This window comes from Streptomyces sp. NPDC006208 (assembly GCF_040613775.1).
Lineage (GTDB): Bacteria > Actinomycetota > Actinomycetes > Streptomycetales > Streptomycetaceae > Streptomyces.
In genome coordinates, this window is the sequence record NZ_JBEXSW010000034.1 from 81,535 (window position 1) to 102,027 (window position 20,493).

The window sequence follows — 20,493 nt, forward strand, 5'->3', positions numbered from 1 at the left end:
GGAGACCCCACGCATCTGACGCCGCAGGCTTATCCTCGAAGGTCGCCCGGACAGGGCCTCGGGCGTCCGGCGCGTGCCGTCCGTCTACCAGCCGCGCTCGCGCCACGTGGGCAGCTGCGGCCTCTCGTTGCCGAGACTGGTGTCCTTTCCGTGGCCCGGGTAGACCCAGGTCTCGTCCGGGAGTGCGTCGAAGAGCTTCTTCTCGACCCCGTCGATGAGGCTCGCGAAGGCCTCCGGGTCCTTGCGGGTGTTGCCGACCCCACCGGGGAACAGGCAGTCGCCCGTGAAGACGTGCGGATGGCCGTGCGGGTCGTCGTAGACGAGCGCGATCGAGCCCGGGGTGTGGCCGATCAGATGACGGGCGACCAGCTCGACCCTGCCCACACGGATCGTGTCGCCGTCCTCGACGAGCACATCGGTCGGGACGGGGATGCCGTCGGCGTCGTACCGCCCGGCGTAGGTGCGCGCGCCGGTCTCGCGGACCACCTCGGCCAGCGCCTGCCAGTGGTCGGCGTGCTGGTGCGTGGTGACCACGGACGCGATGGAGTCGTCGCCGATGAACCCCAGCAACGTCTCCGGCTCGGCCGCCGCGTCGATCAGCAGCTGCTCGCCGGTGGCCCGGCAGCGCAGCAGATATGCGTTGTTGTCCATCGGTCCGACCGCGATCTTCGAGATCATCAGGTCCGTCAGTTCGTGTACGTCCGCAGGGCCGCCGACCTTCACCACTCCGCTGTACGTCATGGGCTCAGCCTATAGCGGGGGCAGTGCGGGCAGCAGGCCTCCGGAGACCTCCAGCGCCGCGCCGTCCCGCCGGCCCGCGAGCCAGCCCAGCACGTCCGCCGCCGGGCCCGAGACGGTGACCGGGGTGCCGCCCGTGCCGCCGGTGTGCCACTCGCCGCCGTCGGTCAGGATGCGGGTCGGAGGGACGTCCGCGTGCCCGCTGAAACGCTGCGCGAGGAAGTCGGTCTCCCGCTCCGTGAACTCCTTCGGCAGGTCCTCGAGCTCGTAGCCGATGTCCAGGTCGACATGGTGCAGCTCGACCTCGACGAGACGCCGGAACGGCAACCGGGAGGCGTTGTCGGTCACACCGTTGCGGAGCTCGACCGTCCGTGACCAGTCGGCGTCCCGCTCTCCGGCGGCCTGGATGCGGTCGGCGGTCGCGCGGAGGTCGGCGAGCTGCTCGGTGAGGGGGCGAGGGGCGTCGCGCTCGATATCGGCCTCGCGCGCCGCAGCGCTCTCGTACATGGGGCGGCCCTCGAGAACATTGACGAGGGCGTCGGCGTTACGGGCCAGGTGGGCCAGGACATGGCCGCGGGTCCAGCCCGGCAGCCGTGACGGTCCGCTCGTGGCGGCGTTGTCCAGAGCGGTGGCTGCGGTGAGCAGTCGCTCGGTGGCTTCGCGTACAGCGTCCAGGTCGCGCTTGGGATCGATCATGGTGCAGACGATAGACCCGCCACTCGATCGGGTGAAGGTGGCCGAGCGCGTCCGCTAATCGAATGTGCGTGCTATACGCTCGGTGGAGGCATCCTTGAAAGTCAGGCATCCATCACCTGGCGGCCCCCATAGCCTGTAACAGTCTGGGACGGGGGCTGTGCCCCCGCTTCTCTCAAGAAAGGTGCGGACCGGCGTGGCCGACCGTCTCATCGTTCGTGGCGCTCGCGAGCACAATCTCAAGAACGTCTCGCTCGACCTCCCCCGCGACTCGCTCATCGTGTTCACGGGTCTGTCGGGGTCGGGCAAGTCCTCGCTCGCCTTCGACACGATCTTCGCCGAGGGCCAGCGCCGGTATGTCGAATCCCTGTCGTCCTACGCCCGCCAGTTCCTGGGCCAGATGGACAAGCCGGACGTCGACTTCATCGAGGGACTCTCCCCGGCCGTCTCCATCGACCAGAAGTCGACCTCGCGCAATCCGCGCTCGACGGTCGGCACGATCACCGAGGTCTACGACTACCTCCGCCTGCTGTTCGCCCGTATCGGCAAGCCGCACTGCCCCGAGTGCCGCCGGCCCATCTCGCGCCAGTCGCCGCAGGCCATCGTCGACAGGGTGCTCGAGCTGCCCGAGGGCAGCCGCTTCCAGGTCCTGTCGCCGCTCGTGCGCGAGCGCAAGGGCGAGTTCGTCGATCTCTTCGCCGATCTGCAGACCAAGGGCTACAGCCGGGCGCGGGTCGACGGAAAGACCATCCAGCTGGCCGAGCCGCCGCAGCTGAAGAAGCAGGAGAAGCACACCATCGAGGTGGTCGTCGACCGCCTCACCGTCAAGGACAGCGCCAAGCGCCGGCTGACCGACTCGGTCGAGACCGCGCTCGGGCTCTCCGGCGGCATGGTCGTGCTCGACTTCGTCGATCTCCCCGAGGACGACCCCGAGCGCGAGCGGATGTACTCGGAGCATCTGTACTGCCCGTACGACGACCTGTCCTTCGAGGAGCTCGAGCCCCGATCCTTCTCGTTCAACTCGCCCTTCGGCGCCTGCCCCGACTGCACCGGCATCGGGACGCGCATGGAGGTCGACCCCGAGCTGATCGTCCCGGACGAGGAGAGGTCCCTCGACGAGGGTGCGATCCACCCCTGGTCGCACGGCCACACCAAGGAGTACTTCGGACGCCTGATCGGCGGGCTCGCACAGGCGCTGGGCTTCAGCACCGACATGCCGTGGGCAGGGCTGCCCCAGCGTGCCAAGAAGGCACTGCTCCACGGCCACAAGACCCAGGTCGAGGTCCGCTACCGCAATCGGTACGGGCGGGAGCGGGCGTACACCACCCCGGCCTTCGAAGGGGCCGTCCAGTTCGTCAAGCGGCGGCACTCCGAGGCCGAGAGCGACTCCAGCAGGGAGCGCTTCGAGGGCTATATGCGCGAGGTGCCGTGCCCGACCTGTGAGGGCACCAGGCTGAAGCCGATCGTGCTCGCGGTCACCGTGATGGAGAAGTCCATCGCCGACGTCTCCGCGATGTCGATCAGCGAGTGCGCGGAGTTCCTGGGCCGGCTCAAGCTCAACGCCCGCGACAAGAAGATCGCCGAGCGTGTGCTCAAGGAGGTCAACGAGCGGCTGCGGTTCCTGGTCGACGTCGGCCTGGACTACCTCTCGCTGAACCGCGCGGCCGGCACGCTCTCCGGCGGTGAGGCGCAGCGCATCCGGCTCGCCACCCAGATCGGCTCCGGCCTCGTCGGGGTGCTGTATGTGCTGGACGAGCCGTCGATCGGCCTGCACCAGCGCGACAACCACCGTCTGATCGAGACGCTGGTCCGGCTGCGCGACATGGGCAACACCCTCATCGTCGTGGAGCACGACGAGGACACCATCAAGGTCGCCGACTGGGTCGTCGACATCGGCCCCGGCGCGGGTGAGCACGGCGGCAAGGTCGTCCACTCCGGCCCCTTGAAGGAGCTGCTGACCAACAAGGAGTCGATGACCGGGCAGTATCTGTCCCGCAAGAAGGCGATCGCGACGCCGGACATCCGACGGCCCATGGATCCGACGCGGCAGCTCACCGTCCACGGCGCCCGGGAGAACAACCTGCGGGACATCGACGTCTCCTTCCCGCTCGGTGTGCTCACCGCGGTCACCGGTGTCTCGGGCTCCGGAAAGTCGACGCTGGTCAACGACATCCTCTACACGCATCTCGCGCGCGAGCTGAACGGCGCGAAGTCGGTACCCGGCCGGCACACCCGGGTCGACGGCGACGACCTCGTCGACAAGGTGGTCCACGTCGACCAGTCGCCCATCGGCCGCACGCCCCGGTCCAACCCGGCGACGTACACCGGTGTCTTCGACCATGTCCGCAAGCTGTTCGCGGAGACGATGGAGGCCAAGGTCCGCGGCTATCTCCCCGGCCGGTTCTCCTTCAATGTGAAGGGCGGCCGCTGCGAGAACTGCTCCGGCGACGGCACCATCAAGATCGAGATGAACTTCCTGCCGGACGTGTACGTCCCCTGCGAGGTCTGCCACGGGGCGCGCTACAACCGGGAGACCCTTGAGGTCCACTACAAGGGCAAGTCCATCGCCGAGGTGCTGGACATGCCGATCGAGGAGGCCCTGCACTTCTTCGAGGCCGTGCCGACGATCTCCCGCCATCTGCGGACGCTCAACGAGGTGGGCCTCGGCTATGTCCGGCTCGGCCAGTCCGCGCCGACGCTCTCGGGCGGTGAGGCGCAGCGGGTGAAGCTCGCGTCGGAGCTCCAGAAGCGTTCCACGGGCCGCACGGTCTACGTCCTGGACGAGCCGACCACCGGACTGCACTTCGAGGACATCAGCAAGCTGATCAAGGTGCTGTCCAACCTGGTCGACAAGGGCAACACGGTCATCGTGATCGAGCACAACCTGGACGTCATCAAGACGGCGGACTGGGTCGTCGACATGGGCCCCGAGGGCGGCAGCGGCGGCGGCCTGGTCATCGCCGAAGGCACCCCGGAGCAGGTCGCCTCGGTCCCGGCCAGCCACACCGGAAAGTTCCTGCGGGACATCCTGGACGCGGACCGGATCAGCGATGCGGTCGCGGTGCCGGCGGCGCGCAGGGCGAAGAAGGCGGCGGCCAAGAAGCCGGTGTCGGCGAACGCGACGGCGTCGAAGAAGACGGTGACGTCCCGCGCGACGACTGCTCGCGCGGCCAAGGCGCGCAAGGCCTGACCGGGTGCATCGAGGGCCGGACGCCGCCTGTGGTGTCCGGCCCTTGGCGTCTCGCGGGTGCGAGGCGATTCAGGGCGGGGTGGGCACGGCTGCGGGCGGCGACTTGCGTAGCCCGCGGCGGTACGGGGCCTAACGCTCCAGCTCCGCCGCGTACGGCGGTTCCGCGCCCGTGCGGGTGCACGTCACGGCAGCGGCGCGGGCAGCGAGGGTCAGCACCTCGGTCCAGGCAGCCGCGTCGAGTGACGACAACCCCTCCGGGGACAGGGCGTCCCGCTCCGCGAGCCCGTGCAGAAGCGCCGCGTTCACGGTGTCCCCCGCGCCGATCGTGTCCGCGACCGTCACCGGGGCGGCCGGGACCGAGACCTCGAGACCTGACCGGGTGCGTACCGTCAGCCCGGACCCGCCCCGGGTCAGGACCACCGCGGCCGGGCCCTCGGGGACACCGCCCAGCCAGGTCGCGTCGTCCTCGGACAGCTTGAGCAGCGACACGTACGGCAGCCAGCCCGCGCATCGCGCCCGATAGGCGTCCGCGTCGGGGATCAGGCCCGCCCTGATGTTCGGGTCGAGCAGGGTGAAGACCCCGCGTCCCGCCTCCCGCCGCAGCAGCGCCTCGTACGCGCTCGCGCCCGGCTCCAGCATCAGGGAACATGTGCCGAGCGCCAGTGCCCGTACCGTCTCCGGCAGCGCGTGCGGCAGCTCGAAAAGGCGGTCCGCGCTGCCCTCCGTGTAGAAGCCGTATCCGGCCGAGCCGTCCGAGCCGATCGCCGCCACCGCGAGCGTCGTCGGCTCGGGGCCGCGCTGGACGAGCGATGTGTCGACGCCGGCCCTGCGCAGCCCCGCCAGCAGCGCCTCCCCGAAGCCGTCCGTCGAGACGCGCGAACAGAACGCGACGTGCTCTCCGAGCCTGCCCAGCGCGATCGCGGTGTTGTACGGGCCCCCGCCCGGGCGTGGCAGCAGCAACGGCAGCGGTGTGCCGTTCTCCTGAGGGACCAGGTCGATGAGGGATTCTCCGGCGACGACGAACACGGCCCGAACGTAACCCATGGCTTCATGGGCCGTGACCCATGGCCCCCCGGCAGCCGACCGGCAGCCCGCCCGCAGCCCCTTCGATCTCCGCCGGTATCGTCGGGTCTGTCACTGGCAACGAGCCCTGACAGCACGCCCCTGATTTGTGGAGTTCCCATGTCCGGCCAGCCCTCCCCCCACCTTCGGCAGTCGGTACCCCCGGCCCGCCGGACCGTGCTGAAAGGCGCCGCGCTCGCCGGGGCCGCCGGACTGGGCGCGGCAGCCTGCTCCACCGAATCCAAGCTCGGCCATGCCCGGATCCCCACCCCCACCGCGCCCGTGGACCTCGGCGCGGCCGACGCCGTTCCGGTCGGCGGGGCGAGGCTCTACCGCGAGCAGCGCCTGGTCGTGAGCTGTCCGGCCGAGGGCCGGTACCGGGCCTTCAGCGCCCAGTGCACCCACGCCGGCTGCGTGCTCGACAAGATCGAGAACAACGAGGGCAACTGCCCCTGCCACGGCAGCCGCTTCGACGTGACGAGCGGCAAGGCCGTGGTGGGCCCGGCGACCGTGCCGCTGCCCGAGGTGCCGATCAAGGTCGAGGGCGGCAGGCTCGTCGCCGGTCCGGACGCCTGAGAAGGACCGCAGGCCCCATGGCTCAGTCCCAGTCCCAGTCGATCCCGAGAATCCCAGGCCGCACCCCCTGCTCGACCAGATGCACCGTGCGGTGCCGACGGCTCAGCGTCAGATCCGTACGGGCTCCGCGCGGCGCCCCCGTGGTCGCCTGCGCGAAGCGGCGGCAGCGCACCGGGAGTGCTTCCTCCGCGAAGTGCACCTGGAGCACGTACTGCCCGCCCGCGAAACTGAACCCGCGCACGTACTCGGTGCTCGGACCGCCGGTCCCGTCCTCGAAGCCGTAGCCGAAGAAGTAGGTCTCGCCCGCACGCAGCCGGGCGTCGAACAGCAGCTCCGCGATCACCACCCCGCTCTCCTGGTGCCACCGCACCCGGCCCGCGCGGCAGTTCTCCAGCCCCTCCACCGCCACCCGCGCCGGATCGCACCCCGGGTCGCCGTGGTGGATGGCCAGGTAGCGGTCGACGCCGTCCCGATGGGCGCGAACCACGTGCTGCGACTGCCGCCCCACCAGTTCACGCTCCCGTCCTATGCGCACCCGCTCCTGGTGTCCGACCGTGTGCAGCCCGCCGTCCGTCGGCGACCGGAGATCCGCGAGCAGCTGTTCCACCACGCCGGAGGGCTCGACCAGCGAGCGGTACGAGCGGGCGGCCGGCCGTTCCAGATCCGCAGGGGAGCGTCCGTCGCCGTCGCCCTCGCCGAGCAGACGGAGCAGCGAGTTCCCCGGCAGCTCCAGTACGTCCTCCAGCGCCCGCACCGCCCGCAGCGACTCGGGCCGTTGCGGCCGGCGCGCGCCCTGCTGCCAGTAACTGAGACTGGTCACGCCGACCTTGATGCCACGATGCGCGAGATGGTGCTGGACCCGCTGGAGCGGCAGCCCGCGCACCGCGAGGGCGGCACGCAGCGCCAGATGGAACGGGCCGGTGTCCAGCACCTGTGCCAGATCGGCTTCGGTGTGGCCCATGGCTTCCCTCCGGGGACTCATCGCGTCGGTGCACGTTCACGAGCAGGGCTGACCGCTGTGGATGGGCGGCAGCGGCCCTCCAGGTGGGGCGGGACGGAGGTGTTCACATCCGGACCACACCGTTCACAGGGCCGCGTCACCCCGCATTGAAGCGTGTTGGCCTGCCTCCGACAAGGATTGATACTCAACCGCGGCATCGGGCCACCGGCCGCACCGTCCTGTCCCGGGCCCCCGGACATGACCACGCTGTCACCGCCCGACAGTAGGGTGGTCGGCATGGCAGACCCCTCCAGCTACCGTCCCAAGCCGGGAGAGATCCCCGACTCTCCGGGGGTCTACAGATTCCGTGACGAGCACCGCCGGGTGATCTACGTCGGCAAGGCGAAGAGCCTGCGCCAGCGCCTCGCCAGCTACTTCCAGGACCTGGCGAATCTGCACCCGCGCACCCGCACCATGGTCACCACCGCAGCCTCGGTCGAGTGGACCGTCGTCGCCACCGAGGTGGAGGCGCTTCAGCTGGAGTACTCCTGGATCAAGGAGTACGACCCCCGGTTCAACGTCAAGTACCGCGACGACAAGAGCTATCCGTATCTCGCGGTGACGCTCAACGAGGATTTCCCCAGGGTCCAGGTCATGCGCGGCGCCAAGCGCAAGGGCGTGCGGTACTTCGGCCCGTACGGACAAGCGTGGGCGATCCGCGAGACGGTCGACCTGATGCTCCGTGTCTTCCCGGTGCGTACCTGCTCCGCGGGGGTGTTCAGGAACCACGTGCAACGAGGCCGCCCCTGCCTGCTGGGCTACATCGGCAAGTGCTCGGCGCCCTGCGTGGGCCGGGTGACCCCCGAGGAGCACCGCGAACTGGCGGAGGAGTTCTGCGACTTCATGGCCGGGCGCACCGGCACGTACATCCGCAGGCTCGAGAAGCAGATGATGGCCGCGGCCGAGGAGATGGAGTACGAGAAGGCGGCCCGGCTGCGCGACGACATCGAGGCACTCAGGCGCGCGCTGGAGAAGAACGCGGTGGTCCTCGCGGACGCCACCGACGCCGACCTGATGGCCCTCGCCGAGGACGAGCTGGAGGCTGCCGTGCAGATCTTCCACGTCCGCGGCGGACGGGTGCGCGGCCAGCGCGGCTGGGTGACCGACAAGGTCGAGAACGTCGACACGGCCGGTCTGGTCGAGCACGCCCTGCAACAGCTGTACGGGGAGGAGAGGGGCGACGCGGTCCCCAAGGAGGTCCTCGTCCCGGCACTGCCCGAGGAGACGGACGCGGTGACGCAGTGGCTGAGCGGCCGCCGCGGGTCCCAGGTGTCACTGCGCATACCGCAGCGCGGCGACAAGAAGGACCTGATGGAGACGGTCCAGCGCAACGCCCAGCAGGCGCTCGCGCTGCACAAGACCAGGCGCGCCAGCGACCTGACCACCCGCTCCCGCGCCCTGGAGGAGATCGCCGAGGCGCTCGGCCTGGACTCCGCCCCGCTGCGGATCGAGTGCTTCGACATCTCGCACCTCCAGGGCGAGGACGTCGTGGCGTCCATGGTGGTGTTCGAGGACGGCCTGGCCCGCAAGAGCGAGTACCGCCGCTTCCAGATCAAGGGCCGCGCCGGGGACACACAGCTCTGGCACGGGGAGGGCCAGGACGATGTCCGGTCCATGCACGAGGTGGTCACCCGCCGCTTCAAGCGGTATCTGGCCGAGAAGGACCGGACCGGGGAGTGGATCGGCGGCGATGATCCCGACGACGCTTCCGACGACGGGAAGCCGAGGAAGTTCGCCTACCCGCCCCAGCTCGTCGTGGTCGACGGAGGGCAGCCGCAGGTCGCGGCGGCCCAGCGCGCTCTGGACGAGCTCGGCATCGACGATGTCGCCGTCTGCGGTCTGGCCAAGCGCCTCGAAGAGGTCTGGCTGCCGCACGACGACGACCCCGTCGTGCTGCCCCGCTCCAGCGAGGGGCTGTACCTCCTCCAGCGGGTACGTGACACAGCTCACGATTTCGCCATCCGCTATCAGCGCTCGAAGCGGACCAAGCGCATCAGGACCGGTCCGCTGGACGCGGTCCCCGGGCTGGGAGAGACCCGCAAACAGGCTCTGATCAAGCATTTCGGCTCGGTGAAGCGGCTGCGGCAGGCGACAATCGAGCAGATCTGTGAGGTTCCCGGCATGGGCCGCAAGACGGCGGAGTCCGTGGTCGTCGCCCTGGCCCAGGCGGTTCCGGCCGCCCCTGCCGTGAATACGGCGACTGGAGAGATCATTGAAGAGAACGACGGGGGATAGCGCGACATGACCGAGCACGATGGAGACGGAGCAGCAGACGTGAGTACGGGCAACGGAACCGAGCCCGGCGATGCTGCCGCGGACGCGGCCATCCCCGAGCTGGTGATCATCTCCGGAATGTCGGGCGCCGGGCGCAGTACGGCGGCGAAGTGTCTGGAGGACCTCGGCTGGTTCGTCGTGGACAACCTGCCCCCTGCGCTGATCCCCACGATGGTGGAGCTCGGCGCCCGCTCGCAGGGCAATGTCGCGCGGATCGCGGTGGTCGTCGACGTACGCGGCCGCCGGTTCTTCGACAATCTCCGCGAGTCCCTGGCCGACCTGGACGCCAAGCAGGTCACCCGCCGGATCGTCTTCCTCGAGTCATCCGACGACGCCCTGGTGCGCCGCTTCGAGTCGGTCCGCCGTCCGCACCCCCTGCAGGGCGACGGCCGGATCGTCGACGGTATCGCCGCCGAGCGCGACCTGCTGCGCGAGCTGCGCGGTGACGCCGATCTGGTGATCGACACCTCCAGCCTGAACGTGCACGAGCTGCGCGCCAAGATGGACGCCCAGTTCGCGGGCGACGAGGAGCCCGAGCTGCGGGCGACCGTGATGTCGTTCGGGTTCAAGTACGGACTGCCCGTCGACGCCGACCTGGTCGTCGACATGCGCTTCCTGCCGAACCCGCACTGGGTCCCGGAACTGCGTCCCTTCACCGGCCTCAACGAAGAGGTCTCGAACTACGTCTTCAACCAGCCCGGCGCCAAGGAGTTCCTGGACAGCTACACCGAGCTGCTCCAGCTGATCGCCGCGGGCTACCGCCGTGAGGGCAAGCGGTACGTCACCATCGCGGTGGGCTGCACCGGCGGCAAGCACCGCTCCGTCGCCACGTCCGAGAAGCTCGCGGCCAGGCTGTCCGCCGCCGGGGTCGAGACCGTCGTCGTGCACCGTGACATGGGGCGCGAGTGACCGGACGCAACCTCCGTCTGCGGCGGCTGCGCAGGACCACGCGCACGCTGTCGGCACGGAAGCGCGGCGCCCAGCCCAAGGTCGTCGCCCTCGGCGGCGGAATGGGCCTGTCGGCGTCGCTGGCGGCCCTGCGCCGCATCACGGGAGATCTCACCGCGGTCGTCACCGTCGCCGACGACGGCGGCTCCAGCGGGCGTCTGCGCAGGGAGCTCGGCGTACTGCCGCCCGGTGACCTGCGCAAGGCGCTCGCCGCGCTGTGCGGCGACGACGAGTGGGGCCAGACCTGGGCCCGGGTCATCCAGTACCGCTTCCAGTCCAAGGGCGAGCTGCACGAGCATGCGGTCGGCAATCTGCTGATCGTGGCCCTGTGGGAGCAGTTCGGCGACCATGTCCAGGCCCTCGATCTGGTCGGCAAGCTGCTGGGCGCGCACGGGCGGGTGCTGCCGATGTCGGCCGTACCGCTGGACCTCGAGGCGCTGGTACGGGGGCACGACCCGGCGCGCCCGGACGCTGTGGAGACGGTCCGGGGCCAGGCCACCGTCGCGCTCACCCCGGGCGAGGTGCAGTCCGTGCATCTCGTCCCGCACGACCCGCCGGCCGTACCGGAGGCCGTCGAGGCGGTGCTGGACGCCGACTGGGTGGTTCTCGGCCCCGGCTCCTGGTTCTCCTCGGTGATCCCGCATCTGCTGGTTCCCGAACTGCTGGACGCCCTGGTGGAGACCAAGGCGCGCCGGGTCCTCTCCCTCAACCTGGCGCCACAGCCCGGGGAAACCGAAGGGTTCTCCCCGCAGCGTCATTTGGAGGTTTTGGGACGACACGCGCCTAAACTCGCCCTGGACGTGGTGCTGGCCGACGAGGCCGCAGTGCGCGACCGCGCCTCCCTCGCCGAGGCCGCCAGTCGGCTGGGGGCCGCGGTCGAGCTGGCTCCGGTGGCCTCGCCCGACAGCGTTTCGAGGCACGACCCGGAGCTGTTGGCCGCCGCGTACGACCGTATTTTTCGGATGCATGGAAGGATCGGCCCATGGCGATGACGGCAGCGGTGAAGGACGAAATCTCCCGGCTTCCCGTCACCCGGACCTGCTGCAGAAAGGCGGAGGTCTCGGCGATCCTGCGATTCGCGGGCGGGCTGCACCTGGTGAGCGGCCGCATCGTGATCGAGGCGGAGCTGGACACCGGGATTGCGGCGCGCCGGCTCAAGCGCGACATCCTGGAGATCTTCGGGCACAGTTCCGAGCTGATGGTGATGGCCCCTGGCGGGCTGCGCCGGGGCTCGCGCTTCGTGGTGCGGGTGGTGGCGGGCGGCGATCAGCTGGCCCGCCAGACCGGCCTGGTGGACGGTCGCGGCCGCCCCATCCGCGGGTTGCCCCCGCAGGTGGTCTCGGGGGCCACCTGTGATGCGGAGGCCGCCTGGCGGGGCGCCTTCCTGGCCCATGGTTCGCTCACCGAGCCGGGCCGCTCCTCCTCGCTGGAGGTCACCTGCCCCGGCCCCGAGGCCGCCCTGGCGCTGGTCGGTGCCGCCCGCCGGCTGTCCATCGCCGCCAAGGCGCGCGAGGTACGGGGCGTGGACCGGGTGGTCGTACGCGACGGGGACGCGATCGGTGCGCTGCTGACCCGGCTCGGCGCCCATGAGTCGGTGCTGGCGTGGGAGGAGCGGCGGATGCGGCGCGAGGTGCGCGCCACCGCCAACCGCCTCGCCAACTTCGACGACGCGAATCTGCGCCGTTCCGCCCGGGCCGCGGTTGCCGCGGGCGCTCGGGTGCAGCGAGCGCTGGAGATCCTCGGCGAGGAGGTGCCCGAGCACCTCGCCGCCGCGGGCCGGCTGCGCATGGAGCACAAGCAGGCCTCCCTCGAGGAGCTGGGGGCGCTTGCCGATCCGCCGCTGACCAAGGACGCGGTCGCGGGCCGTATCCGCCGGCTGCTGGCGATGGCCGACAAGCGGGCCCAGGACCTCGGGATTCCGGGAACGGAGTCCAATCTGACGGAGGAGATGGCGGACGGTCTCGTCGGCTGACTCCTACGGCATGCAGCTCAACAGCTTTGCTGCCGACGCCTGTTGAGGCGTCGGCAGCATTGTTTTCCCCGCCCGATGCACTATTGACATGATCATGGACAGTCATGAGCCTGGCGCATGTTCACTTTCGTGGCAGACAACAGCAAGGGGGGCTTATGAGACGCAGGGCGAGATCGATCCTCGCTGCGGCTTCACTGCTGGTTGCCGGACTTTCGGCTGCGCCGATCGCGCAGGCCGACCCCGGTGACGGCAGCGGTGAGGAACTCTCCGTATGGCATGCGAAAGTCACCAGGGCACAGGTGCCGCTGATCCTCGCGGCCGGTGCCGACGCACATGAGCTGACCGAGCAGGTGCCGGCCAAGGGCACCGCGACGATCGAGCTCTATCTGACGGAACGCCAGGCCGGTGAACTGCGCGAGCAGGGCATCGGCGTCACCGAGCACACGGTCCCGAAGGCGGCCGAACGGCGCGTCGCCGCGGCCGGTGACGGCGTCTTCCGCCCGTACAGCGGCGAGGACGGTCTCAAGAGCGAGATCCTCCAGGCCGCCAAGGCCAACCCGGACATCACCAAGGCCGTCAGCATCGGCAAGTCGGTGAAGGGCCAGGACATCCTCGCCCTGAAGGTCTCCAAGGGTGCCAAGAAGCACAAGGACGGCTCCAGGCCGGCCACGCTGTACATGTCCAACCAGCACGCCCGTGAGTGGATCACCCCGGAGATGACCCGGCGGCTGATGCACCACTACCTCACCCAGTACGGCAAGGATCCGCAGGTCACCAGGATCGTGGACGCCTCCGAGGTGTGGTTCGTGCTCTCCGCCAACCCCGACGGCTACGACTACACGTTCAAGGGCACCGCCGAGCGGCAGTGGCGCAAGAACATGCGCGACAACGACGGCGACGGCGTCATCGCCCCCGGCGACGGGGTCGACCTCAACCGCAACTTCGCCTACAAGTGGGGCTACGACAACGAGGGTTCGTCCCCGGATCCGTTCGACGAGACCTATCGCGGCACCGGGCCGGCGTCCGAGCCCGAGACCAAGGCGATCGACGCGTTCCAGAAGCGCATCGGCTTCGAATACGGCATCAACTACCACTCCGCGGCCGAGCTGCTCCTGTACGGCGTCGGCTGGCAGGTCGCCACCCCGACCCCCGACGACGTGCTGTACGAGTCGCTGGCGGGCACCCCGGAGAACTCCGCGATCCCGGGCTACCATCCCCAGGTCTCCTCCGAGCTCTACACCACCAACGGCGAGGCCGACGGCCACGCGGCCAACGTCAACGGCATGATGATGTACACCCCGGAGATGTCGACGTGTGCCACCGCGTCTCGGATCGACCCCGACGACGCCTGGAACGCTGCCGACTGCGCCTCCGTCTTCACCTTCCCCGACGACGAGAAGCTGATCCAGCAGGAGTTCGCCAAGAACATCCCGTTCGCGCTGTCCGTCGCCGAGACCTCCCTCCACCCCGACCGGCCCTCCTCCTCGCTCGGCCTGGAGGCGGCGGACTTCACCCCGCAGCCGTTCACCACTTCCTACGCCCGCGGCGGCGACCAGGAAGTGTCCGTCATCGTGCGCAAGTCGGTACGCGACAAGGAGCTCAAGTACCGCGTCAACGGCGGCCGGGTCCATGACCAGACGCTGCGGCGCTGGAAGGGCGGCGAGACATACGGCGGCGACGACAACATCCGCTTCGACGAGTACCGCGCCAAGGTCCAGGACGGCGATGTCGGCGACACCGTCGAGGTCTGGTTCACCGGTGAGACCGGGGCCGGAAAGTCCACGTCCAGCGAGCACTTCACCTACCGGATCGCCGAACGTCCGCGCGGCGACACGCTGGTGATCGCCGAGGAGGGCGGTACCGCCCCGGCCCAGCACGCCGCGGCGTACACGAAGGCCCTCGCCGACAACAACCGGCGCAGCGCCATCTGGGACGTCGCCACCCAGGGCACCCCCGATCCGCTCGGCGTGCTCAGCCACTTCCGGACCGTCGTCTGGTACACCGGCGCGGCGGCGCCGTCCTGGGCCACCACCCAGGCCGTGCGTGACTATCTCAACGAGGGCGGCAAGCTGGTCACCGCGGGTGAGCGGGCGGGCGGCAACGCCAACCTCGGCGGCGCGCTCAGCGACGACTTCGCCCAGTACTACCTCGGCGCATCGGGCCGTGCCTCGCTCGCCGGGGTCACGGGATTCCGCGGCACCGGACGTCTCGGCGGTGGCTTCGGCGCACTGGCCGGCGCGCCCGGCAACCCGCTGGACGCCGCGGGCGCATACACGATCACCTCGGACACCCTGCCGGCCGGCGAGTTCCCGCAGTTCCGCAGCGCGGCAGCGGGCGAGTACCCCGGCGTGCGCATGCCCTTCTCGCCGTACGCGGGTGACTGGTACGCGGCAGCCACCCACCGCAACGGCTCCTGGATGCGCCTGTCGCGCACGATCGATCTCGGTGGCACGGCCGCGGCCGACAAGCCCGCGCTGAACATGGCGCTGAGCTTCAACACCGAGCCCGGCTACGACAATGCCGTCCTCGAGGTCCACACGGTCGGCCAGGACGACTGGACGACCCTGCCGGACACCGGCGGCGGCACCCGAACCACCGTGCCGACCCAGTGCGGCGAAGGCTTCTACGTCAACCAGCATCCGTTCCTGAGGCACTACCTCACCGTCGGTGCGGGTGGCTGTACGGCGAGCGGCACGAGTGGCAGCTGGAACTCCTTCACCGGAGCCTCCGACGGCTGGCGGGCCACGTCGTTCGATCTCAGCGCCTACGCGGGCAAGCAGATCGAGGTCTCCCTGTCGTACATCACCGACCCCGGCGACGGCGGCCGCGGCGTCTTCGTCGACGAGACCAAGCTGGTGACCGGCGGCGGCGAGCAGGGCGCCGACGGCTTCGAGACCTCGCTCGGGCCCTGGACGGCGGCGGGACCTCCGCAGGGCAGCCCGGCCCCGCGCGGGAACTGGGAGCGCAGCCAGGACCTGTATCCCTCCGCGGCGGCGGTCGCCACGAGGGACAGCGTCCTGCTCGGTTTCGGCCTGGAGCATGTGCCGGCCGCTGCCGAGCGCCGGCGGATCATCGCCGCAGCGCTGACTGCGCTTCGGCGCTGACCAGCGCACTGCACCCGGTCCGGCGGACCCGGGCCGGGTGCAGTGCTCCGGCGGCTCGTGTCCCTACTGACGGGTACGAGCCACCAGGCAATACACGCACCCTCTCGATGTCACTCGGGGCCCTCGTGGGGGGTAGGGTCATAGGCGGTCGGGGACATCCCATACAGCTCGCCGGCGTCGAAAACCGGCGTACCAACGAGGAGATCGGTTTCGTGACGATCCGCGTAGGCATCAACGGCTTTGGCCGCATCGGTCGTAACTACTTCCGCGCGCTGCTGGAGCAGGGTGCAGACATCGAGATCGTGGCTGTCAACGACCTGGGTGACACTGCGACCACGGCCCACCTGCTGAAGTACGACACCATCCTCGGCCGCCTCAAGGCCGAGGTGACCCACACCGCCGACACGATCACCGTCGACGGTCACACCATCAAGGTGCTCTCCGAGCGCAACCCGGCCGACATCCCGTGGGGTGAGCTGGGCGTCGACATCGTCATCGAGTCGACCGGCATCTTCACCAAGAAGGCGGACGCCGCGAAGCACATCGCCGGTGGCGCGAAGAAGGTCCTCATCTCGGCTCCGGCCAAGGACGAGGACATCACCATCGTCATGGGCGTCAACCAGGACAAGTACGACGCGGCCAACCACCACGTCATCTCCAACGCCTCCTGCACCACCAACTGTGTGGCGCCGATGGCGAAGGTTCTCGACGAGAACTTCGGCATCGTCAAGGGCATGATGACCACGGTCCACGCGTACACGAACGACCAGCGCATCCTGGACTTCCCGCACTCCGACCTGCGCCGCGCCCGCGCCGCCGCGGAGAACATCATCCCGACCTCGACGGGTGCCGCCAAGGCCACCGCCCTGGTCCTGCCGCAGCTCAAGGGCAAGCTGGACGGTATCGCCATGCGCGTCCCGGTCCCGACCGGCTCGGTCACCGACCTCGTCATCGAGCTCAACGCCGAGGTCACCAAGGACGACATCAACGCCGCGTTCCAGAAGGCCGCCGAGGGACAGCTCCAGGGCATCCTGGAGTACACCGAGGACCCGATCGTCTCCTCGGACATCGTGAACTGGCCGGCCTCCTGCACCTTCGACTCCTCCCTGACCATGGTCCAGGGCAACCAGGTCAAGGTCGTCGGCTGGTACGACAACGAGTGGGGCTACTCCAACCGTCTCGTGGACCTTACGGTCTTCGTCGGTAACCAGCTCTGATCTGCACCTTCTGATCTGCAACGAGAGCACCACGATGTAAGCGACAGGGCTCGGCCGGCGCAATGTGGCGCGGTTCGAGCCCTGTCGCACGTCCAGCCCTCCGAGGAGCCGTAATTTCATGAAGACGATCGACCAACTCCTGGCCGACGGGGTCGCGGGCAAGCGGGTATTCGTCCGCGCCGACCTCAATGTGCCGCTCGACGGCACCACCATCACCGACGACGGCCGCATCCGCGCCGTCCGGCCGACCATCGCCAAGCTCGCCGAGGCGGGCGCGCGTGTTGTCGTCGCCTCCCACCTGGGCCGGCCCAAGGGCGCCCCGGACCCGGCGTTCTCGCTCGCCCCGGCCGCCAAGCGGCTCGGCGAACTGCTCGGCGCCGAGGTCGCGTTCGCGACCGACACGGTCGGCGATTCCGCCACCTCCGTGGTGGCGGCCCTCGCCGACGGCGAGGTCGCCGTCGTCGAGAACCTGCGCTTCAACGCCGGCGAGACCTCCAAGGACGACGCCGAGCGCGGCGCGTTCGCCGACCAGCTGGCCGCCCTGGCGGATGTGTACGTCGGCGACGGCTTCGGCGCCGTGCACCGCAAGCACGCCTCGGTGTTCGACCTTCCGGCGCGCCTGCCGCACTACGCGGGCCACCTCATCGGGACCGAGGTCGGCGTGCTGAAGAAGCTCACCGAGGACGTCAAGCGTCCGTACGTCGTCGTGCTCGGCGGCGCCAAGGTCTCCGACAAGCTCGCCGTCATCGACCAGCTGCTCGGCAAGGCCGACAGGCTGCTGATCGGCGGCGGCATGGCGTACACGTTCCTCAAGGCCAAGGGCTACGAGGTCGGTATCTCCCTCCTCCAGCAGGACCAGGTCCCGACTGTCATCGAGTACATGGAGCGTGCCGAGAAGAACGGCGTCGAGCTCGTACTGCCGGTCGACATCCTGGCCGCGGCGGACTTCCCGGACCTCAAGACCAAGGCCCCGGCCGAGTTCGTCACGGTCGACGCGGACGGTATCCCGGCCGACAAGGAGGGCCTGGACATCGGCCCGAGGACGCGTGAGCTGTACGCCTCGAAGATCGCCGACGCCGGGACCGTCTTCTGGAACGGCCCGGTGGGCGTCTTCGAGCACCCCGACTACGCGGGCGGCACCCGCGCGATCGCCCAGGCGCTCGTCGACAGCTCGGCCTTCACGGTCGTCGGCGGTGGCGACTCCGCTGCCGCCGTCCGTACGCTCGGTTTCGACGAGAACGCATTCGGCCACATTTCGACCGGCGGCGGCGCGAGCCTCGAGTATCTCGAGGGCAAGACGCTTCCCGGTCTCGCTGCACTGGAGGACTGACCCCGCATGACCGCTCTTGAAAAGGGCCGCATCCCGCTGATGGCGGGCAACTGGAAGATGAACCTCAACCACCTCGAGGCCATCGCCCACGTCCAGAAGCTCGCCTTCGCCCTCGCGGACAAGGACTACGACGCGGTCGAGGTCGCCGTCCTGCCGCCGTTCACCGACCTGCGCTCGGTCCAGACGCTGGTCGACGGCGACAAGCTCAAGATCAAGTACGGCGCCCAGGACATCTCGGCGCACGACTCCGGTGCCTACACCGGTGAGATCTCGGGCCCGATGCTGTCCAAGCTGAAGTGCACCTACGTCGCGGTGGGTCACTCCGAGCGCCGGCAGTACCACGCTGAGTCGGACGAGATCTGCAACGCCAAGGTGAAGGCCGCGTACCGGCACGGTCTGACGCCGATCCTGTGCGTGGGTGAGGGCCTGGAGGTCCGCAAGGCGGGCCGGCAGGTGCCGTACACCCTCGCGCAGATCGACGGCGGCCTGAAGGACGTCCCGGCCGAGCACGCGGAGTCCATCGTCATCGCCTACGAGCCGGTGTGGGCCATCGGCACCGGCGAGGTCGCCACCCCCGAGGACGCCCAGGAGGTCTGCGGAGCGATCCGCGGGCGTCTCGCCGAGCTGTACTCGCAGGAGCTGGCCGACAAGGTCCGCATCCAGTACGGCGGCTCGGTGAAGGCCGGCAACGTCGCCGCGATCATGGCGCAGCCCGATGTGGACGGTGCCCTGGTGGGCGGCGCGGCGCTGGACGCGGAGGAGTTCGTCAAGATCGTCCGGTTCCGCGACCAGTGAGTATGCGCTAGCGCAGATCCGGCGTACCCTTGCGGGGGCCGAAGCTCATGGAGCTCGGCCCCCGTCGTCCATACCAGTCCTAGGAAGTTGGTCCAGCCGTGGTTATGGGGTTCTCGATCGCCCTGATCGTCTTCAGTGGCCTGCTGATGCTGCTGGTGCTGATGCACAAGGGGAAGGGCGGCGGCCTCTCCGACATGTTCGGAGGCGGAATGCAGTCCTCGGTCGGCGGCTCCTCGGTCGCCGAGCGCAACCTGGACCGCATCACCGTCGTTGTCGGTCTGCTCTGGTTCGCGAGCATTGTCGTACTTGGTCTGCTCATGAAGCTGGACAGCTGACCCACAGGTTCCGCGTCCCGAGCTGGGGTGTAACTCCAATCACTGGACGAGCGTTGGGCCTTACGTAGACTGGGGCACTCGCGGCGCAGCCGCTGTGAGACGCTGTGCAGCACCATCACGCAGGGAGTTACGACCGTGGCAAGTGGCAACGCGATCCGGGGAAGCCGGGTCGGAGCGGGGCCGATGGGCGAGGCTGAGCGAGGCGAGTCCGCGCCGCGCCTCCGCATCTCCTTCTGGTGCTCGAACGGGCACGAGACGCAGCCGAGCTTCGCCAGTGACGCACAGGTCCCGGAGACGTGGGACTGCCCGCGTTGCGGGTTCCCGGCCGGTCAGGACCGGGACAGCCCCCCGGACCCGCCGCGCACCGAGCCGTACAAGACGCACCTTGCCTATGTACGGGAGCGCCGCAGCGACGCGGACGGCGAGGCGATCCTCGCCGAGGCACTCGCCAAACTGCGGGGCGAGATCTAGAGCTTGAGGTCCGGTCGGACACCTGCGGGTGACGGCCGGACTTTTGCGTCGCCGGGCGGTGCGGGCCGCCGGACCCGGCCGTTGTCAGTGGCACCCCGTACGGTTCTGGATGACCGGACCGAAGGGGGGCGTTGTGGCGGTGACCGGTGCGACGGCGACGCGAACTCCCGCGTGGCGTGGAGGATTCGGCCGGCTGTGGACGGCCGCGGTCGTGTCCCGGTTCGGAGATGCGCTGCGGACCGCCGCGATGCCGCTGCTCGCCGCCTCGCTCACCGACGACCCGCTGCTGATCGCCGCCGTGACCGCCTTCGGCTATCTGCCGTGGCTGCTGTTCGGACTGCTCGGCGGCGCGGTGGCCGACCGGGTCGACCAGCGGCGCGCCATGTGGGCCGTCGATCTGCTCAGAGGCGCCCTGATGGGCGCCTTCGCCCTGGCCGTCCGGCTGGACCACGCGTCGATCGCCCTGCTGCTCGGCCTCGCCTTCACCCTCACCACGCTCCAGACGCTCTTCGACAATGCCGCCACGGCCCTGCTGCCGTCGCTGGTGCCCGATGCAGCCCTGGGCAGTGCCAACGCCCGCCTGATGACCGCGCAGCAGATCGCGGGCGGTTTGGTGGCCGCTCCCGTGGTGCCGGTCCTTCTCGTCGCGGGTGCCGCCGTGCCGTATGCGGCGGATGCGGTCACCTATGTGCTGGCCGCGGCCCTGATCGCCTCCCTGCGGCCCTCGGCGCCCGATCGGGCGGCGGGGGGCGGGGGTCGGTTTTTCAAAACTCTTTACAACAAGAAAA

At 69.7% G+C, this 20,493-nt stretch carries 17 protein-coding genes; 13 read left to right on the top strand and 4 right to left on the bottom strand.

Features of this window, described 5'->3' with window-relative positions:
* Positions 1-84: 84 nt before the first annotated feature.
* A complete protein-coding gene (locus ABZ208_RS25975; RefSeq protein WP_356911873.1) occupies positions 85-741 on the bottom strand; it encodes an MBL fold metallo-hydrolase in 657 nt (218 codons plus the stop codon).
* Positions 742-750: 9 nt separating this feature from the next.
* Positions 751-1,434 (bottom strand): maleylpyruvate isomerase family mycothiol-dependent enzyme, encoded by a 684-nt coding sequence (locus ABZ208_RS25980; RefSeq protein ID WP_356911874.1) that lies wholly within the window; start codon positions 1,432-1,434, stop codon positions 751-753.
* 193 nt (positions 1,435-1,627) lie between these two features.
* Here ABZ208_RS25980 and uvrA point away from each other — a divergent pair, with 193 nt between their 5' ends.
* Entirely contained in the window at positions 1,628-4,621 is a 2,994-nt protein-coding gene (uvrA, locus tag ABZ208_RS25985) for an excinuclease ABC subunit UvrA (RefSeq protein WP_356911875.1), read from the top strand.
* Positions 4,622-4,750: 129 nt separating this feature from the next.
* Here the strand turns inward: uvrA and ABZ208_RS25990 are convergent, their stop codons facing one another.
* On the bottom strand, positions 4,751-5,647 hold the full coding sequence (locus ABZ208_RS25990) for a carbohydrate kinase (RefSeq protein ID WP_356911885.1): 897 nt from the start codon (positions 5,645-5,647) through the stop codon (positions 4,751-4,753).
* 156 nt (positions 5,648-5,803) lie between these two features.
* Between ABZ208_RS25990 and ABZ208_RS25995 the strand changes: the two genes are divergently transcribed.
* The gene (locus ABZ208_RS25995; protein ID WP_356911876.1) at positions 5,804-6,259 is read left to right on the top strand and encodes a Rieske (2Fe-2S) protein; all 456 of its coding nucleotides are present in this window, start codon (positions 5,804-5,806) and stop codon (positions 6,257-6,259) included.
* 22 nt (positions 6,260-6,281) lie between these two features.
* Here the strand turns inward: ABZ208_RS25995 and ABZ208_RS26000 are convergent, their stop codons facing one another.
* Positions 6,282-7,220 carry a hypothetical protein gene (locus ABZ208_RS26000; protein ID WP_356911877.1) on the bottom strand — a complete coding sequence of 313 codons (939 nt, stop codon included), beginning with the start codon at positions 7,218-7,220 and terminating at the stop codon, positions 6,282-6,284.
* 276 nt (positions 7,221-7,496) lie between these two features.
* Between ABZ208_RS26000 and uvrC the strand changes: the two genes are divergently transcribed.
* The 11 genes from uvrC to ABZ208_RS26055 form a co-directional block, all read left to right on the top strand.
* Entirely contained in the window at positions 7,497-9,494 is a 1,998-nt protein-coding gene (gene uvrC / locus ABZ208_RS26005) for an excinuclease ABC subunit UvrC (RefSeq protein WP_356911878.1), read from the top strand.
* A 6-nt stretch (positions 9,495-9,500) separates the two neighbouring features.
* Positions 9,501-10,442, top strand: coding sequence for an RNase adapter RapZ (rapZ, locus tag ABZ208_RS26010; protein ID WP_328401972.1), 942 nt, complete (start codon positions 9,501-9,503; stop codon positions 10,440-10,442).
* Complete coding sequence (gene yvcK, locus ABZ208_RS26015; RefSeq protein ID WP_356911879.1) at positions 10,439-11,473, top strand: uridine diphosphate-N-acetylglucosamine-binding protein YvcK; 1,035 nt, start codon at positions 10,439-10,441, stop codon at positions 11,471-11,473. The genes rapZ and yvcK overlap by 4 nt, the downstream gene beginning before the upstream one ends.
* The gene (whiA, locus tag ABZ208_RS26020; protein ID WP_005318962.1) at positions 11,464-12,453 is read left to right on the top strand and encodes a DNA-binding protein WhiA; all 990 of its coding nucleotides are present in this window, start codon (positions 11,464-11,466) and stop codon (positions 12,451-12,453) included. The genes yvcK and whiA overlap by 10 nt, the downstream gene beginning before the upstream one ends.
* 155 nt (positions 12,454-12,608) lie before the next feature.
* Entirely contained in the window at positions 12,609-15,557 is a 2,949-nt protein-coding gene (locus tag ABZ208_RS26025; protein WP_356911880.1) for a M14 family zinc carboxypeptidase, read from the top strand.
* Between the two features lie 212 nt (positions 15,558-15,769).
* Positions 15,770-16,774, top strand: coding sequence for a type I glyceraldehyde-3-phosphate dehydrogenase (gene gap / locus ABZ208_RS26030; protein WP_328401979.1), 1,005 nt, complete (start codon positions 15,770-15,772; stop codon positions 16,772-16,774).
* Positions 16,775-16,892: 118 nt separating this feature from the next.
* Positions 16,893-18,104 (top strand): phosphoglycerate kinase, encoded by a 1,212-nt coding sequence (locus ABZ208_RS26035; protein WP_356911881.1) that lies wholly within the window; start codon positions 16,893-16,895, stop codon positions 18,102-18,104.
* 6 nt (positions 18,105-18,110) lie between these two features.
* Complete coding sequence (gene tpiA / locus ABZ208_RS26040; protein WP_328401983.1) at positions 18,111-18,899, top strand: triose-phosphate isomerase; 789 nt, start codon at positions 18,111-18,113, stop codon at positions 18,897-18,899.
* Positions 18,900-19,003: 104 nt separating this feature from the next.
* Positions 19,004-19,234 carry a preprotein translocase subunit SecG gene (gene secG, locus ABZ208_RS26045; RefSeq protein WP_328405962.1) on the top strand — a complete coding sequence of 77 codons (231 nt, stop codon included), beginning with the start codon at positions 19,004-19,006 and terminating at the stop codon, positions 19,232-19,234.
* A gap of 135 nt (positions 19,235-19,369) precedes the next feature.
* Complete coding sequence (locus tag ABZ208_RS26050) at positions 19,370-19,705, top strand: RNA polymerase-binding protein RbpA (RefSeq protein WP_072483070.1); 336 nt, start codon at positions 19,370-19,372, stop codon at positions 19,703-19,705.
* A 109-nt stretch (positions 19,706-19,814) separates the two neighbouring features.
* Positions 19,815-20,493: MFS transporter (locus tag ABZ208_RS26055; RefSeq protein ID WP_356911882.1), on the top strand; the 679-nt coding region annotated here is incomplete at its 3' end.